Source organism: Campylobacter concisus ATCC 51562, from assembly GCF_000466745.1.
Lineage (GTDB): Bacteria > Campylobacterota > Campylobacteria > Campylobacterales > Campylobacteraceae > Campylobacter_A > Campylobacter_A concisus_B.
Window position 1 is genome coordinate 183522 of record NZ_ANNI01000003.1, and the last position, 17417, is coordinate 200938.

17 protein-coding genes are annotated in these 17417 nt (G+C 37.6%); 11 read left to right on the plus strand and 6 right to left on the minus strand.

Going from position 1 to position 17417, the window contains the following annotated elements; genetic code table 11:
* Positions 1 to 3 precede the first annotated feature (3 nt).
* The 5 genes from leuS to yajC are packed head-to-tail and all read right to left on the minus strand — an operon-like array spanning position 4 to position 5652.
* The gene (gene leuS / locus ATCC51562_RS02280; protein ID WP_021090706.1) at positions 4 to 2469 is read right to left on the minus strand and encodes a leucine--tRNA ligase; all 2466 of its coding nucleotides are present in this window, start codon (positions 2467 to 2469) and stop codon (positions 4 to 6) included.
* 8 nt (positions 2470 to 2477) lie between these two features.
* Positions 2478 to 2816, minus strand: a complete 339-nt coding sequence (locus ATCC51562_RS02285) for a DUF6394 family protein (RefSeq protein WP_021090699.1) — start codon at positions 2814 to 2816, stop codon at positions 2478 to 2480.
* A gap of 9 nt (positions 2817 to 2825) precedes the next feature.
* A complete protein-coding gene (secF, locus tag ATCC51562_RS02290; protein WP_021090900.1) occupies positions 2826 to 3797 on the minus strand; it encodes a protein translocase subunit SecF in 972 nt (323 codons plus the stop codon).
* Positions 3798 to 3799: 2 nt separating this feature from the next.
* Positions 3800 to 5380 (minus strand): protein translocase subunit SecD, encoded by a 1581-nt coding sequence (secD, locus tag ATCC51562_RS02295; protein ID WP_021090931.1) that lies wholly within the window; start codon positions 5378 to 5380, stop codon positions 3800 to 3802.
* Complete coding sequence (gene yajC, locus ATCC51562_RS02300) at positions 5380 to 5652, minus strand: preprotein translocase subunit YajC (protein ID WP_021090619.1); 273 nt, start codon at positions 5650 to 5652, stop codon at positions 5380 to 5382. The genes secD and yajC overlap by 1 nt, the downstream gene beginning before the upstream one ends.
* Between yajC and ATCC51562_RS02305 the strand changes: the two genes are divergently transcribed.
* The gene (locus ATCC51562_RS02305; protein WP_035167192.1) at positions 5628 to 6920 is read left to right on the plus strand and encodes an apolipoprotein N-acyltransferase; all 1293 of its coding nucleotides are present in this window, start codon (positions 5628 to 5630) and stop codon (positions 6918 to 6920) included. The two genes, yajC and ATCC51562_RS02305, sit on opposite strands and share 25 nt — an antisense overlap.
* Before the next feature lie 45 nt (positions 6921 to 6965).
* Here ATCC51562_RS02305 and metK read toward each other — a convergent pair whose 3' ends face one another.
* Positions 6966 to 8171 carry a methionine adenosyltransferase gene (gene metK / locus ATCC51562_RS02310; RefSeq protein WP_021090477.1) on the minus strand — a complete coding sequence of 402 codons (1206 nt, stop codon included), beginning with the start codon at positions 8169 to 8171 and terminating at the stop codon, positions 6966 to 6968.
* Between the two features lie 138 nt (positions 8172 to 8309).
* On the opposite strand from metK, the gene sstT reads away from it, so the two are divergent.
* The 10 genes from sstT (at position 8310) to flgB (ending at position 17410) form a co-directional block, all read left to right on the plus strand.
* The gene (gene sstT / locus ATCC51562_RS02315; RefSeq protein WP_021090611.1) at positions 8310 to 9677 is read left to right on the plus strand and encodes a serine/threonine transporter SstT; all 1368 of its coding nucleotides are present in this window, start codon (positions 8310 to 8312) and stop codon (positions 9675 to 9677) included.
* An 87-nt stretch (positions 9678 to 9764) separates the two neighbouring features.
* On the plus strand, positions 9765 to 11486 hold the full coding sequence (locus tag ATCC51562_RS02320) for a M3 family oligoendopeptidase (protein ID WP_021090998.1): 1722 nt from the start codon (positions 9765 to 9767) through the stop codon (positions 11484 to 11486).
* Position 11487: 1 nt separating this feature from the next.
* Positions 11488 to 11937, plus strand: coding sequence for a hypothetical protein (locus ATCC51562_RS02325; protein WP_021090587.1), 450 nt, complete (start codon positions 11488 to 11490; stop codon positions 11935 to 11937).
* A 51-nt stretch (positions 11938 to 11988) separates the two neighbouring features.
* On the plus strand, positions 11989 to 14058 hold the full coding sequence (locus tag ATCC51562_RS02330; RefSeq protein ID WP_035167309.1) for an ATP-dependent helicase: 2070 nt from the start codon (positions 11989 to 11991) through the stop codon (positions 14056 to 14058).
* Positions 14055 to 14876, plus strand: coding sequence for a tRNA pseudouridine(55) synthase TruB (gene truB, locus ATCC51562_RS02335; protein WP_021090849.1), 822 nt, complete (start codon positions 14055 to 14057; stop codon positions 14874 to 14876). The genes ATCC51562_RS02330 and truB overlap by 4 nt, the downstream gene beginning before the upstream one ends.
* Positions 14870 to 15100 (plus strand): carbon storage regulator CsrA, encoded by a 231-nt coding sequence (gene csrA, locus ATCC51562_RS02340; RefSeq protein WP_021090864.1) that lies wholly within the window; start codon positions 14870 to 14872, stop codon positions 15098 to 15100. The genes truB and csrA overlap by 7 nt, the downstream gene beginning before the upstream one ends.
* Positions 15097 to 15840 carry a 4-(cytidine 5'-diphospho)-2-C-methyl-D-erythritol kinase gene (locus ATCC51562_RS02345; RefSeq protein WP_021090490.1) on the plus strand — a complete coding sequence of 248 codons (744 nt, stop codon included), beginning with the start codon at positions 15097 to 15099 and terminating at the stop codon, positions 15838 to 15840. Before csrA ends, ATCC51562_RS02345 begins: the two co-directional genes overlap by 4 nt.
* Positions 15841 to 15854: 14 nt before the next feature.
* On the plus strand, positions 15855 to 16307 hold the full coding sequence (smpB, locus tag ATCC51562_RS02350; protein WP_035167311.1) for an SsrA-binding protein SmpB: 453 nt from the start codon (positions 15855 to 15857) through the stop codon (positions 16305 to 16307).
* Positions 16308 to 16316: 9 nt separating this feature from the next.
* Complete coding sequence (locus ATCC51562_RS02355; protein ID WP_021090722.1) at positions 16317 to 16913, plus strand: thioredoxin; 597 nt, start codon at positions 16317 to 16319, stop codon at positions 16911 to 16913.
* 62 nt (positions 16914 to 16975) lie between these two features.
* Positions 16976 to 17410, plus strand: a complete 435-nt coding sequence (gene flgB, locus ATCC51562_RS02360) for a flagellar basal body rod protein FlgB (RefSeq protein ID WP_021090807.1) — start codon at positions 16976 to 16978, stop codon at positions 17408 to 17410.
* Positions 17411 to 17417: the final 7 nt, after the last annotated feature.

Below are 17417 nucleotides of genomic sequence, written 5' to 3' on the forward strand. Positions count from 1 at the left end.
AATTTATCCTTTAATGACAAAATTTACTAATTTGCCTTTTATATAAATCTCTTTTAAAATTTCTTTTCCTTCAAGCCATTTAGCCACATTTTGCTTAGCTAGCTTTAAAATTTCACCCTCACTCTCGCTTGCTGCCACTTCAAACTCGGCTCTTTTTTTACCATTTACTGTAACTGCAAGAGCGATGCTATCTTTTACAAAAACCTCTTCTTTTACGGCTATCTTTGTGAAATTTTTTCTACCAAAAAGCTCTTCACTAAGCTCATTTGCGATATGCGGCACGATAGGCTCTAGTAAATTTAAGATGATGAAAAAGCCCTCAGCATTTACATATTCGTTATCCTGCGCATTTATGGCATTTAGTGCCTCCATGCAAGCAGCGATTAGTGTATTAAAAGCAAATGTGTCTCCAAAAACTTCGGTTGATTTTTTAAGCGCTTCATAAATTTTTAGCCTTGCAAATTTCTCATCTTTGTTTAGACTTTCATGGTCTATCTGAGGCAGTTCGTCTATCTTTTTAATAGTCTGTGCCTTTTCCCAAAGTCTATTTAAAAACCTAAACGCACCCTCAACCGCACTGTCATTCCACTCAAGCTCTTTTTGAGGAGGAGCAGCAAACAAGATAAAGAGCCTTGCCGTATCGGCACCATATTTATTAATAATATCGTCAGGGTCTACGACATTGCCCTTACTTTTACTCATCTTTTTACCATCTTTTAAAACCATGCCTTGAGTTAGCAGATTTTCAAATGGTTCATCGCCCCTTAGATAGCCTAGATCTCTTAAGACCTTTTGGAAAAATCTAGCGTATAAAAGGTGCAAGATCGCATGCTCGATACCGCCGATATACTGATCTACATTCATCCAATAATTCACGCTCTTTTCATCAAGTGCTTTTTGCTCCCACGTCTTCTCATCGCTTGCAAATCTAGCAAAATACCAGCTACTCTCCACAAACGTATCCATCGTATCAGTCTCTCTGATCGCATCTTGTCCGCATTTTGGACACTTTGTAAATTTCCAAGCCGGATGTTTATCTAAAGGATTGCCCTCGCCTGTGATCTCGACATCTTCAGGTAGCGCGATAGGTAAATTTTCCTCTTTTTCAGGCACTACGCCGCAGCATTTGCAGTGCACTACTGGTATTGGCGCACCCCAGTATCTTTGGCGAGAAATTCCCCAGTCTCTTAGTTTATAGTTTGTGATCCTTTTGCCTAAACCATCTTTTTCAAATTTTTCTATTATGAAATTTTTAGCTTCTTCTGAAGCAAGTCCATTTATAAGCTCAGAATTTATAGCAACTCCATACTCAGAGTATGCTTTAGAACCGTCGCTCTCGCCCTCAAGCGGCTTTACGACTGGTTTTATAGGAAGATTAAATTTACTTGCAAACTCGAAGTCCCTTTGATCATGCGCAGGAACAGCCATGATAGCACCACTGCCGTAGTCAGCTAAGATAAAATTTGCAACCCAAACTGGGATTTTTTCATTGGTAAGTGGATGAACGACATAAATTCCTAAAAATTCTCCATCTTTTTCGCTCGCTTGACGCTCTCTTGGGCTTTGATTTAGGATTGTTTTTATCTTTGTCTTTTTGTTTTCATCAATTTTATCACTCTCAAGCAACACTTTTACAATAGGATGCTCAGGTGCAAGAGCAGTGTAGCTAACGCCGTAAATCGTATCAGCCCTTGTAGTAAACACCTCAAAGCCATCAAATTTACCACCTAAAGCCTCTTTTGAAGCCTCATCAAGATAAAATTTAAACTCCAAGCCGTAGCTTCTGCCGATCCAGTTTTCTTGCATTGTAATTACTTGATTTGGCCATTTGCCTTCAAGAAGTTTTAGATCATCAAGTAGCTCGCTAGCATATTTTGTGATGTTAAAGTAATATCCTGGAAGCTCTTTTTGCACCACTTCATTACCACATCTCCAGCATTTACCATCCTCTACCTGCTCATTTGCAAGCACAGTTTGATCGTATTCGCACCAATTTATAATTGCATTTTTTCTATAAACAAGCCCTTTTTCAAACATCTTTATAAAAAAGCTTTGCTCCCATTTTGTGTAAAGTGGATCAGACGTGGCTAAAATTCTCTTTTTAGAAAATGAAAAACCAAGGCTTGCAAGCTCTTTTTTCATATAGTCGATGTTTTCATAAGTCCAAATTTTAGGGTGAATTTTATGTTTTATGGCTGCGTTTTCAGCTGGCATGCCAAAGCTATCAAAGCCGATAGGATGAAGCACGTTGTAGCCGCTTTTTCTATATGACCTAGCCAGCGCATCACCGATAGAGTAGTTTCTTACATGCCCCATATGTATGCGTCCACTTGGATATGGAAACATGCTTAGGATATATTTTTTCGGCAAGCTTAGGTCATCTTTTGGTTCAAATTCTTCATTTTTATCCCAAATTTCTTGCCATTTTTTTTCTATCTTTAAAGGCTCATATTTTCTCTTTTCAGCCATTTTTTCTCCTAAAATTCTTCTTGAGCTTTACTTGATTCTATTAAAACCAAGGCTAGTGAAAATATATTTGCAATGACTGCGCCAATAGCTAGTGAATAGCTAAGTGTTATATTTTCAGAGACTTGCAAAATAACAAAAGCTGGTATAAGGTGCAAATCAGCAACCAGCGAGCTTGCAAAAAGCTCAGCTGAGAGTAAATTTTTAACACCGATCTTAAGTAGCGTTGAAACCAAATTTATACTAGCTGCCACAAAAAGTGCAATCTCGTTTTTATCATATAAAAATTCTGCCGTAGTCGTAAGACTCATCAATGCAAAAAATATGTAGATAACTTTTCCCCAGTTCATTATCCCTCCTTACACAACGCCTTTCTCAAACATGGCACGCTCTTTTTCGCGCTCTTTTTTTATCTTTTGTTTTTCAGTCTCTCTACTTCTAAAATGCTCGATGCTAAATTTAAACCAGATAAGAAACGGCGAAGAGATGTAGATCGAACTGATCGTTCCTATGACAATACCAACGATAAGAATAAATGAAAATCCATGTATCATATCTCCACCAAATAAAAATAACACAAGAACTGTCATCATCGTAGTTGCTGAAGTTAAGATAGTCCTTGAAAGTGTGGCTGAGACTGACTCGTTGATAACGCCTTCGATGTCAGTTCGCTTACTCTCTTTGATACCCTCTCTTATCCTGTCAAAAATGATGATCGTATCATTTAGAGAGTAGCCAAGCACCGTTAAAACAGCCGCTAGCGTGTCCAAATTTACATCAATATTAAATAGCGAAATAGCACCAACAGTTATAACTATATCGTGAATTTCAGTTGCGATCGCAGCAAGCGCAAAACGCCACTCAAATCTAAACGTGATGTAGATTAATATACCAATTAGTGAAATTCCAAGAGCCATCAAGCCTTTTTCTCTAAGCTCATCGCCAACCTTTGGTCCAACGATATCAACACGTCTTACCTCAAAATTTCCAGTATCTTTTAAAATTTGCTTTATCTCAGTACCGATGTCGCCAGTTAAATTTGAGCTTGAACCTGAAAATCTAATAACAGCCTCATCTTCGCTTCCAAACTCAGTAACAGAGGCGTTTTTAAGCACTTCATTTGTGCTAAAAGCGTCGCGGATTTTATCGAGTGGCGCTTTGGTGTCGTATTTTAGCTGAATAAGCGTACCGCCAGAGAAATCAATGCCGTAGTTTAACCCCTTTGTAGCAAGTAAAACGATAGAGCCAACAAATAAAAATATAGAAAATGCCAGTGAAGCAAATCTAAAACGCATAAAATCATAAACTTTTGCTTTAGTAAAAATTTGCATCCTTAGCTCCTTTTATAACCAAACCAAAGTCTGGTATTTCCACTTTTTTCTATCTTGTCCATAGCAGCATCAAACATGCCATGAGTACCAAGTATAGCTGTTAGCATCGAAGCCATGATACCTATTGCCATTGTTACTGCAAAGCCTTTAACTGGGCCAGTGCCATAAGCGTAAAGCACCGCAACTGTGATGATAGTAGTTAAATTTGAGTCGATAATCGCACTCATAGCGTGCTCATAGCCTTTTTGAACAGCTGTTCTTATCGCTACACCTTCACGCAAAAGCTCGCGAATACGTTCATTTATGATGACGTTTGCATCAACAGCCATACCGATCGTTAGCACGATACCAGCCATACCTGGCAAAGTAAGCGTCGCTCCAAAAAGTGCCATCACAGCGACTAATATAACAACGTCTGCAACTAGTGCAATATTTGCAAAAATTCCAGAAATTCCATAATAAACTAGCATAAATAACACGACTAAGATAGATCCAGCAGCAAGAGCCACCATACTTTGATTGATGCTCTCTTGTCCCAAAGATGGACCAACGCTTCTTTTTTCCAGCATCTTAACAGGGGCTAAAAGTGCGCCACTTCTAAGAGCGATCGCTACGTCGTGAGCCTCATCAAGAGTAAAGCCGCCACTAATCTGACCGCTGCCGCCACCTATTCTTTCATTTATAACAGGAGCTGAATAAACCTTGCCATCAAGCACAATAGCAAGCCTTTTGCCAACATTTGCACCAGTAAAATCGCCAAAAATTCTAGCACCCTCTGAATTTAGAGTGAAATTTATGATCGGTAGGTTATTTTGCTGAGAAAATGCAACCTTTGCGTCAGTTAGCATCGAGCCATCAAGCACTGGGATATTTTTAACGACATATTTTACACGGTCATTTTTAGCATCTTTAAAGATCACATCGCCGTAGCTCTCAGCTTCAGCCTCGCTCATTGTATTAGCCTGATCTTGTCTTTTATCATCAACTGCCATAAGCTGCAAGTGAGCAGCCTTTGCGATGAGATCTCTTGCTCTTTGTTCATCCTCTTCAGTCTTTATACCAGGAAGCTCAACTAGGATATTATCTTTGCCCTGTCTGGCAACAGTTGGCTCAGCTAGACCAAACTGATCGAGTCTGTTTCTAATAGTTTCAACAGCTTGCGAGATCGCATACTCAATCGTATCCGTTCTTTCTTGTTCGGTTAAAGATATGCTGTAATTTAAACCATCTTTTTTTATATCAAGCCCCTTTATCTCAGCTAGTGCTTTATCTACTTTTGGAGCTTCGTCGCCATCAAGGAGAGTAAAGTCAATGTTCTCTTCTTTAATCTTAAATTTATCAATTAACACATCTTCTTTTTTAGCATAATAATTTATACTTCCGGCTATTGATTTTATTTTTGAGTGAATAGCTTCGCTCGTTTCAACACCAAGCAGCATATGAAGGCCGCCTTGAAGATCAAGGCCAAGTGAAATTTTAGCCCCATTTTGAGTTTGAAAAAAAGATGGCACCGAAAAGCCAAAACCAAAAATCAAGGCTAATATTAAGATAATTAGCCTATATGTGACTCTTGCGTTACGCATTATTTATCTTCGATCTTTTTAGCTACAAACTCGCGTGCTATACGAACGATTACATCATCGTTAAGTTTAACTTTGATAAAATCATTTTCGGCTTTAATCACTTCGCAGATAAGTCCGCCATTAGTTATTATCTTATCACCTTTATCAAGAGCTGCGAGCATTGCTGCATGGGCTTTTTGTTGTTTTTGTTGAGGTCTAATAACCAAAAAGTAAAATATGGCGAAAAGCACAACAAGAGGTAGTAATGATGTTAAAAAATCAGCGTTTTGCATGGATTTCCTTATTTGTAAGATTTTTAAATGGGCATTTTAGCACTAAAATTATAATAAAAGCCTTTGTCGGTGCTTTTTTGCTCTCCAACTTTATTTTTTTAGGCCTCTTCGAGAATTTGCTCTTAAATTTCATCTCACCGTTTCTAACTTTGACTGGAATTTACATCATTATAAATTTAAGCAGAGCTGGCTTTTTTGCGGCTGGCTTTTTCACTGGAATTTTGTGGTTTTACTGGATCAGCTTTAGTTTTATCTACTACGAGCTAGTCTGGCTTATACCATTTGTCATCCTCTTTGTAGCCCTTGTTTATGGACTTTTATTTTGGATAGCCTCTTTTCCAAGCTTTGTGGTACTAAGAGCCGTTTTACTATTTTTAATAAGCTACGTTCATCCATTTGGCTTTAACTGGTTTAATCTTGAAGCAACGCTTGTTTTAGGCGCTTTTGAGCCAAGCACAAGAGGGCTTATATTTATATTTTTAGTAGCCATTTCTTTGAGTTTAAAAGGTAAAATTTTAAAATTTATCCTAGCTTTTATCTGCCTGATCGCCGCTTTGCAGTTTAAAAGTAGCGAGGCAAAGACTTTGCCATTTGACGTGGAGCTAATAAACACCGATGTCGCTCAAAGAGTGCGCTGGGATAAAAGTTTACGTATGAAATTTACAAATGAAAATTTAGACTTGATAAATAACGCCATAGCCGAGCAAAAACGCCTTATCGTACTACCAGAGAGCGCGTTTCCACTATTTATGACAAATGAGCCACTGCTTGTTGATGAGTTAAAAGAGCTTTCAAAAAAGATAACCATCGTAGCTGGTGCGCTTGCCTATGAAAATAAGCAAATTTATAACTCTGCATTTTTGTTTCAAGATGGCAATCTTAGGCGAATGGATAAGAAATTTTTAGTGCCATTTGGCGAAGAAATTCCTTTGCCAAAATTTATGCAAGATGCGGTTAATAAGCTATTTTTTGGCGGAGCTAGCGACTTTAAAAAGGCTGAAAATTTTAGCGACTATGAGATAGATGGAGTAAAAATCAGAAACGCTATCTGCTATGAAGCGACAAAAGAGGAGCTTTATAGGGGCGAATTTGACGTAGTTGTAGCTATCACAAACAATGGCTGGTTTGTGCCAAGTAGCGAGCCTGTACTTCAAAGGCTGCTTATAAAACACCTTGCCACGAAATACAATAAAACGGTCTATCACAGCGTAAATGGCTCAAAAAGTGAGATTATAAAGCCAAAAAAAGCGTTTTGGGATGAGTCTTAAATGTGAGATTTAAAGTGGCTTTTAGATAAAGCCACTTTGATATGATTATTTTTTCAGTAAAGCCTTGAAAGTATCGACAGCGTCAAGTTTTTCCCAAGGGTATTTTGCATTTCCCACTTGACCTTTTGCAGCTACTTTTGCATATAAAAACGTATCTTTGCTTGGCTTATCAAGACCAAATTTATTTGTTATCCAGCGAGGTGTTAGAGCAAAGTGCTCGCTTACAAAATTTGAAAGCATATCGTCATTTACGCCGTTTGCATGAGTTCCCATGGTATCAACGCTAACCGAAGTTGGCTTTGCAACGCCTATTGCGTAGCTTATCTGGACGATACATTTTTTAGCAAGACCAGCTGCGACTATATTTTTAGCTATCCAGCGAGCTGCGTAAAGTCCGCTTCTATCAACCTTTGTGTAGTCCTTGCTTGACTGAGCACCACCGCCTATTGGGCTATATCCGCCAAAGCTATCGACGATTAGTTTTCTGCCTGTTAGACCGCTATCGTGAAGTGAGCTATGATTTACATATCTACCTGTTGGGTTTATATAAATGATCGTTTTTTCTTTATTATATAGCTCTTTTGGAAGACCAGTTTCATCTATTAAATTTTGAATTAGTGCGCGAAGCTCTTCTATCTTCATGCTTTCCACGCAAGGTGCAGAGACGACGATAGTGTGGATGCTTTGAGGTTTGCAGTTTTCAAAGTTATCTTTACTGCCGTAATCAATAGTAACTTGCGTTTTTATATCAACACCAAGCTTATCAGGGTTTGCTTTGGCAAATTTATATACTTTTTCACAAAGCATTCTTGCATAAGTTATAGCTGCAGGCATAAATTCTTTTGCTTCGCAGCTTGCAAAACCAAACATAATGCCTTGATCGCCTGCTCCGATCTCGCCACTACTTTGATCAACACCTTGATTTATATCTGGACTTTGTTGATTTAAACAAACTTTGACCTCGATATCATCTGGGTGCAAACACTGCTCTTTTGTAAAATTACTCTTTCCGTCATATCCGATATGTGCAAGAGCATCTTTTACGATCTTTTCATAGTCTTTATAAGAGAGCTTTACCTTTGAGTTTATCTCTCCACCTATTACTATGTTTTTCCCAGCCACAAAGACTTCACTTGCAACACGACCATTTGGATCTTGTGTTAAAATAGTATCCACTATGCTATCAGCGATTATATCAGCACATTTATCTGGATGACCTGGACTTACAACTTCAGAGGTAAATAGATACATTTTCATCCTTTTTTCTTGACTAAATTTTGTGCAATTGTAACAAATCTATTTAAAAAGCTTATTAATCTTTATCAAATTCTTTATATTTAAAAATTGTTTAGCTAAAATCAACAAAAAACTAATTTATTAAGGTGTCAAATGAATATGCTTAAAAACATAGCAAGAAGATACGCCGATGGAAATTTGATAGTTCAAATTTTAGTTGGTATCATCCTAGGTGCCCTAGTTGGCTTTTACACACACTACGAAGCAGCTCCTTATAACAAGATCTCGGCTAAAATTCAAACTATTCAAAATGAGAGTGGTTTGAGCATAGATGAAGTTATAAAAACTCGCCTTAGTCAAGATGAAGCCACACAGCTAAACGAAGCCAAAGAAAAAGCTAGTTCAGCCGATTCTATTGCAGCTTCAGCTTCAGTTTTAGGCGATTTATTTAAAGGCGCTTTAAAAGCTATCGCACCAATTCTTGTCTTTGTTTTAGTGGCAACATCTATCATTTTAAGAGATTTTGGTCATACAAAAGGTATGCAAAAGATCATTACACTCTATCTAATTGGTACATTTTTAGCAGCCGTTGTTGCAGTTATTGCTAGTTTCTTATTCCCAGTGGAGCTTTCTTTAAAAGGTCTTGCAAGTGCTGATATGTCAGCGCCTCAGGGAATTACCAATGTTTTAAAAGATCTCATTTATAAAATGGTCGAAAATCCAATAAACGCCCTTGCAAATGGCAACTATATAGGCATCATTACCTGGGCAGTAGGCAGTGGTATAGCACTTAGAAATTCCACAGCTGAGACCAAAAAAGTATTTAAAGACATAAGCGATGGCGTGACTCATATCGTTAAATTTATCATTAGACTAGCTCCGTTTGGTATCTTTGGTATGGTAGCTATTAGCATTCATGAAACTGGATTTGAGGTACTTGCAGGATATCTAAAACTAATTTTAGTTCTTGTTGGGGCAATGCTTGTTGTCGCATTTATCATCTACCCAGCCATGGTTTTTGTATTAACTAGAAAAAATCCTTATCCACTTGTCATGATCTGCCTAAAAGAGAGCGCTATTTCAGCATTTTTTACAAGAAGCTCGGCCGCAAATATCCCTGTAAATATGGCACTTTGCAAAAAGCTTGGTTTAAAAGAGGAGCTTTACTCGATCTCGATCCCACTTGGAGCTACCATAAACATGGGCGGTGCGGCAGTTACCATTAGTATCCTAGCGCTTACTGCGGTAAATTCTATCCCATCTATCACAGTTACATTTGGCGATGCGCTACTTCTTTGTTTCATCTCAGCTCTTGGTGCATGCGGCGCATCTGGCGTGGCTGGTGGCTCTTTGCTTCTAGTGCCATTAGCGTGCGGTCTTTTTGGTATCAGCAATGACATAGCAATGCAGTTTGTAACAGTTGGCTTTACCATTGGCGTCATCCAAGACTCAGTTGAAACTGCGCTAAATAGCTCATCAGATGTACTTTTTACAGCAGTAGCTTCAGAAACTTCAAACTAATATTCATAAAATTTCAGCTAAATTTTGGCTGAAATTTTACTTTTATCCATTTTTTTGTAAAATATCCCAAAAATTTAAAGGATAAATATGCAAATTTGGGATCTAAAAGCACTTTTTGCAAACGAAAAAGAGTGCGAGCAAAACGCACTAAATTTACAAAAAGAGTGCGAGAAATTTAAAGATAAATACCTAGAAATTTATGAAAATTTAAAAACAGACGAGTTTTTAAAGGCATTTTGCGAATATGAAAACTTGATAGCTAAAATTTCAAAAGTAATGACCTATGCTTTTTTAAATTTTGCCAAAGATACAAGCAAAGGTGCATTTTATGCAAAGATCGACGAGATAGCGACAAAAGCAAATGAAAATTTGATATTTTTTGAGATCAAATTTAATGAGTTTAGCCCTAAAAAACAAAAAGAGATCATCAAAAGCTCTAAAAAATATGGCTACTATCTAAGCAATCTCGCTAAAGCAAAACCGCACCAACTAAGTGTTGCCGAAGAAAGAGTTTTGCTTCGCACCGCAAGCACTGGAGCTGAGGGCTTTTCAAGGCTTTTTGATGAGAGTATGAGCAAGATGAAGTTTAAATTTAAAGGCGAGCTTTTAAATGAAGAAGAGATTCTAGCCAAGCTTCATGAGAGTGACCAAAGCGTGCGAAAACTAGCCGCCAAAAGCCTTTCAAACGAGCTTAGCAAGCACCAGCACCTCCTTGGCTACATATATAATATGATAAAAACTGATCTAAAAACGAGCTGCGAGCTGCGAAATTTCAAGCTTCCTGAAGAGCCAAGACACCTTGAAAATCAAATCAGTAAAAAAAGCGTTGATTCGCTAATTGCTGTAACTGAGAAAAATTTCGATTTAGTTTCTAAATTTTACGAGCGCAAAAGAGAAATTTTAGGCCTTGAAAAGCTTTATGATTACGATAGATACGCGCCTCTTAGCAGCGAAGGTGAGTATAAATTTGATGAGTGCAAAAAGATAGTTTTAAAGGCGTTTGGGACATTTTCACCTAAATTTGGCGATATAGCCAAAAGCGCCTTTAGTGACGGCTGGATCGACGTTTATCCAGCGCCAAACAAGCGAGGTGGCGCGTTTTCTCACTCTGGATCAAGCGACACGCATCCTTATGTTTTGCTAAATCACACAAATCAGCGAAGAGACCTTTTCACGCTAGCTCACGAGCTTGGTCACGCTGTTCATCAAAAGCTCTCTTATAATGTAAGCTACCTAAACTCAGACACTCCGCTAACCACGGCTGAGACGGCTTCAGTCTTTTGCGAGATGCTAGTTTTTGACCACGTAAAAGAAAACCTTAGCAAAAAAGAGAAAATTTCACTACTCGCTGGCAAGATCGAGGATATATTTGCCACGCTTTACCGCCAGATAAATTTCACCACATTTGAGCGAGCCGTGCATGCACACGAGGGCGAGATCAGCCTAGATGAGTTAAATAAAATTTGGCTTAAAGAGAGCAAAAAGATGTTTGGCAAAAGCGTCACGCTAAATGACTACTACAAAATTTGGTGGAGCTATATCCCGCACTTCATCCACACACCATTTTATTGCTACGCCTACTCTTACGCGCAGCTTCTTGTGCTTGCACTTTTTGGACTTTACAAAAGTGGCAAATGCAAAAATTTTGTCGAAATTTACACCGAGTTTTTAAGCCTTGGCGGAAGTCTTAGCCCAAGGGAGCTTGTGGGTAAATTTGGCTTTGACATAGATGATAAAAATTTCTGGCAGATCGGTATAAACGAGGTTAAAAAGCTAGTAGATGAGTTTTTAGAAATTTCAAAGGATTAAGATGTTAGACGAAATTTTAGATGATGAGAAATTTTCGCTTTTGATGAAAATGCACGTCTATGAGTGCATTGATTTTTTGCTTGAAAAAGGGGTAAATTTCTCAGTTGTGGCAAATTTGCCGCTAGTTAGCTTTGAGCCTAGCTTGCCAGATGAGATAAGCAAGAGCTTTAGCATGCCAGTCATTATGTTCTCACTTGGTGGATATACGCTTGAGAGTACGAAACTAACACAAGATGAGCTTAGCTTTGAGGCTGGCTTTGGTAGTGAAAATTTCGCCTCTGTGGTCTCTTTTCCACTTGGTGCTATTGTTCAAATTTTGGTTGAAAATAGCCCAATCCTTGTAAATTTTTCTATTCATAAGCCAAAAGAGAAGCAAGCGGACCACACAAAAAAATCGGTTTCAGTCTTTTTACAAAATCCTAAAAATAAAGATATATTTAAGAAAAAATAGTAATTTTAAGCATTTTTGGCTAAAATCAAAAGAAAATTTAAAAAGCAAAAAATGGAAAAATTACTATCAAATTTAAACGAATCTCAGCGCGAAGCAGCTACTCATATAGATGGTCCGATGCTCATACTTGCAGGAGCTGGCAGCGGCAAGACAAAGACCATCACAACTAGGCTTGCCTACCTCATCGGCGAGGTCGGTATAGACGCGGCAAATACACTAACTCTTACTTTTACAAACAAAGCCGCCAACGAGATGCGTAGTAGAGCCATGACGATGCTAAGCCAAAGTGGCAAAAACTACTCGCCACTGCTTTGTACATTTCACAAATTTGGACTTTTGTTTTTAAAACTATATATTGAAAAGCTTGGTAGAAAAAATAACTTCGTCATAATAGACACAGACGATAAAAAACGTATCATCAAAAGCTTTGAAAGTCCAGTTGCCACGGCGATTTTGTCAAGCGAAATTTCAAACTACAAAAACTCACTTTTAAGCGTCGAAGAGGTCTATAAAAATGCAAATTTCTCGTCTTTTGATAAAAGCAAGGATAATTTTTACAAACAAGCAGCGCAAATTTATGAAAAATATGAAGACTATCTCAAAACAAATAACCTTGTTGATTTTGACGATCTGCTAGGGCTTACATATAAAATTTTAGACGAAAACGAAGAGCTAGCAAGAGAAATTTCAAACCGCTACAAATACATAATGGTCGATGAGTATCAAGATACAAACGACCTTCAGTATAAACTGCTAAAAAAGCTCTGTCTATGCCACGAAAACATCTGCGTCGTAGGCGACGATGACCAGAGTATCTACGGCTGGCGTGGCGCAAAAATAGATAATATCTTAAATTTTAAAGATCAGTTTAAAGATGTAAAGATCATTAGACTTGAGAAAAACTACCGCTCGAGCGAGGCGATACTAAAGGCTGCAAACGAGCTGATAGATCATAACCGCAACCGCCTTGGCAAGAAGCTTGTGGGCACAAAAGGCGAAGGCGAGGCTGTAAATTTGATAGAAAGCTTTGATGAGAGCGTTGAAGCTGGCAAGATCGCAAAGAACATAAAAGAGCTTTTAAGCAAAGGCGTGCAAGCAAAAGATATTGCGATCTTATACCGCATAAATGCGCTCTCTCGCTCGCTTGAAGATGGGCTAAATAAAGAGCAAATCGCTTATAAAATGGTGGGTGGCGTTAAATTTTACGAAAGGGCCGAGATCAAAGACATTATTAGCTATCTAAGGCTGATAAACAATCCAAACGATGATTTTTCAATAAGACGTATCATCAATCGTCCAAAGCGAGGACTAGGCAAAGTTAGTCTTGATAAGCTTGAAAAAATAGCATTTGATGGCAAAATTTCCATTTACGAGGCAATCTCAAACATCTCTGATAACGACGAAGCTTTTAGCAAAAAGGTAAAATCAGCTCTTCTTGAGTTTGCAAACAACCTAAAAGAGCTTCAAGAAAGCAGCTCTGTTTTTGATCTAATAGATAAATTTGAAGCAAAATTTGGCGTAAAAAAATACTATGAGAGCTTGCCAGATGGCTCTGAAAGAGCGGCAAACATCGATGAGTTTTACGCTGTTTTAAAAGATCAGATAAAGCAAAATCCAAGTTTTGATCTAGAGGAATTTCTAAATGAGATCACTCTAACAAGCGAGCAAGACGGTATCAGCGACGAGGCAATCAGCATCATGAGTGTACATGCAAGCAAGGGACTTGAGTTTGAGCACCTTTTTGTGATCGGCCTTGAAGAGGGATTTTTCCCGCTCATTGGTGACGGCAGCGATATCGAAGAAGAACGCAGGCTTGCATACGTGGCGATCACAAGAGCCAAAAAAACACTTAGCCTAAGCTTTGCAAATTCACGCTTTTACAAGGGTCAGCGCACAAGGCTAAATAAGAGTAGATTTTTAAGCGAGAGCGGTATCACGCATGGCTCGCTAGTCATCGAACAGAGTAATGAATTTAAAAAAGGCGACTTGGTTAAGCATAAAATTTTTGGTATCGGCAGGGTGAGCGCGGTTAGTAAGATCAAAAAAGAGTTTAAACTTACTATAAATTTTGGTGGCAATATAAGAGAGATAATGTCAAGCTTCGTGGAAAAGGCCGTATGAACGCCATTTTCGTGGCAAACAAGCCTGCTGGTATGAGCTCAAACCACTTTTTAGGGCGACTAAAGAGAAAATACGGCGTTAAAAAGGCTGGATTTTCAGGCACACTTGATCCATTCGCTAGCGGCTGCTTAATAGTCGCTTTTGGTTCATATACGAAATTTTTTAGATTTTTAGATAAAAGTCCAAAAGTCTATGAAGCTACGATCTGGCTAGGGGCTAGCAGTCCTAGCATGGATAATGAAAATATCACTGAAATTTCAAATGTAAAAGAGCTAAATTTAGAAAAACTTGAAATCATAAGAGGTGAGCTAACTGGTAAGATAAGCTACATCCCGCCAAAATTTAGCGCCAAGCACGTAAATGGCACAAGAGCCTATAAGCTAGCTAGAAATGGCGAAGAATTTGAGCTAAAGACAGAAACGATGGAAATTTTTGATAGTCAAATTTTAAACTATTCGCACCCATTTTTAACTATCCGTCTAAGCGTAAGCGAAGGAAGTTATATCCGTTCGTATGCAGAAATTTTTGGAAAAAAGTTTGGTTATAATGTAACTTTAAGCTCATTAAAAAGGATAAGTGAAGGCAAATTTTGCTACGAAAATGAAAAATTTTTGAATATTTGCGATTTTTTAAACATTCAGAAGAATACATACTTTGGGGAAATAAATGATATTCTTGATGGTAAGAAATTAAAAATTAACGATTTTGAAACACAAAAGCAAGGAATTTATTTGCTAAATTATGATAAATTTATGAGCGTAATCCAAATCACGGATGATACTATAAATTACACTCTAAATAAGGTTGAAAAATGTTAATCCTAGCAAGAAAAGAAAATGAAGAAATTTTAATAGGAAATGACATAAAAGTTGTCATAGTAAATATTTCAAAAAATACCGTTAAACTCGGTATCGAAGCGCCACGAAATACAATGATACTAAGAAGCGAACTAGCAAATGATATCAAAAACGAAAATATCCATGCCACAAAAACTGCAAGTGAAGCCGATATTCATGAGCTAGCTAAAAAAATTGAGAAATGAAAAGCTTTGCAAAGATCAATGTCTTTTTGAAGGTAGTTGGCACCAGAGGCAACTACCACGAAATTTTATCGCGCTTTATCCTCTGTGAGCAGCTTTTTGACGAAATTTATTTTAAAAAGTCAGATTCATTTGCCATAGAATGCAACAACCACGATATAAAAGACAATATCATTCAAAAAGCAATAGATGAGCTAAAAAGAGCTGGCTTTTCAAACGAGTTAGATAAGTTTTTTAGCTCCCATAAAATCATCATCAACAAAAATATCCCAATTGGTGCGGGCCTTGGTGGAGGCAGTTCAAATGCCGCCACCTTTTTACTAATGGTAAATGATGAGCTAAATTTAAATATAAAACGCGAAAATTTGATGCAAATAGCGTCTAAAATCGGCGCAGATGTAGCTTTTTTCGTAAGTGGCTACAAGGCAGCAAATGTAAGAGGTATAGGTGAGATCATAGAAGAATTTGACGATGAGGTGCCGGGTTTAAATATCTTCACGCCAAATGTTTTTTGCTCCACGCCGGCGGTTTATCAAGAATTTAGAAGCAATTTCTTACAATACATAGACGTTAATACTGCAAAAAAGATGCGAAATTTAAAGAGCAAAGAGCTACTTGAAATTTATAAAAACGGGGAGTTAAACGATCTTTTTGCCCCATGTTTCAATCTCTATCCACAGATGAATGAGTTTAAAGATAAATTTCTAAGTGGTAGCGGCAGTAGCGTATTTAGCGTAAAATAAAAGGTAAAATTTTGATAAAAGATCTAGCAAAAAACAAAAAAGCTTTGCATGACTTTAGCATACTTGAAACCTTCGAGGCTGGCATTGTTTTAAAAGGTAGCGAGGTCAAGGCTCTAAGGGCTGGCAGAGCAAATTTAAAAGATAGCTTTGTGCGCGTCATAAAGGGTGAGCTTTTCTTACTAAACGCCCATATCAGCTATCTTGAGACTACACACAGCGCATTTCGTCCAAATGAGCGAGCAGCCAGAAAACTTTTGATGCACAGAAAGCAGATCGATAAAATTTTCGGTCAAGTCTCACAAGATGGGCTGACACTAGTTGTCCTAGCACTTTACCTAAGCGAAAAAAACATCGTAAAAGCAAGACTAGCCCTTGCAAAAGGTAAAAATTTACACGATAAACGTGAGACTCTAAAAAGACGCGAGGCAGACAAAGAGGCAAGAGCTGCCATAAAAAGATATGTTTAAGGGATTAAGATGAAGAAATTAATTGTTTTAATAATCGCTTTATTTACTTTTTTTGGTTGCGGTGAGGACGAGAGCAGCAGTACAAATTTTAAAGAATTTAGCCCAAATGAAGAGGTTAAGCTTATAGACGTAAGCGGCAAGGAGCTTACTTTAGTTAGAAAAGATCACGGCTTTGCTATCAAAAATGATGAAAATAAGGTTTTAATGATCGACATTTTTGGCACATTTTGCCCGCCTTGCCAAAAAGAGGCAGCTGAACTTACAAAATATCAGCTTGAAAACAAAGATAAATTTACACTAATTGGACTAACTCACTTTGAAAATGTCACAAATGAGTATGTTTTGCATGAATTTATGCAAAAATTTAATGCCTACTATTTCATAACAAACGATCAAAAGATAAATGACAGACTTGCCGAACAGATCGTAAGAGACATCGAATATAAACACGAGATCGCACTACCTTTTAAAGTAGTGATAAAAAATGGCGAATATCAAATTTTAACAGACGTAGATAGCGGACAATACGGGGTAAAATACTATCTTGGCGGCATAAAAGTCACAAAAATGAAAGAAGATCTGGCAAAAATTTATGAGACAAAATAAATTTGCCCTATATTTGGAACATCGTTTGCTTATAAAAATGTGAAATTTCATAAGGATTTTAAATGTTTGTTTTAGATAAATCAAAATCTAGCCCACTTGTTGAATCAGCCCTTGCAGGTAGAGAGTTACGTCAAAAACTAATCTCTGGCAATCTTGCAAACGTTGATACACCATTTTATAAAGCTAGGGATATAAGATTTGAAGATGTCTTAAAAGAAAAAGCAAATGAAATTTATAACACTTCAAGCCAAAAAAAGCTACATCTTGCTAAGACAAACGAAGCGCATATGGCTGCGGTTGATTTTCCAAAAAGCGACACAGCTCAAATTTTCTTGCGTGACGGTCACATGGCTAGAAACGACGCAAACACAGTCGATCTTGATGTTGAGACAACAGAAATGGGTAAAAACACAGTTATGATAAACGCCCTTGATAACGCCTACAAGGCTCAAAGCAATATCTTTAAAAGCGTAATAGACGCAAGTGCTAAGAACTAGGAGAGAC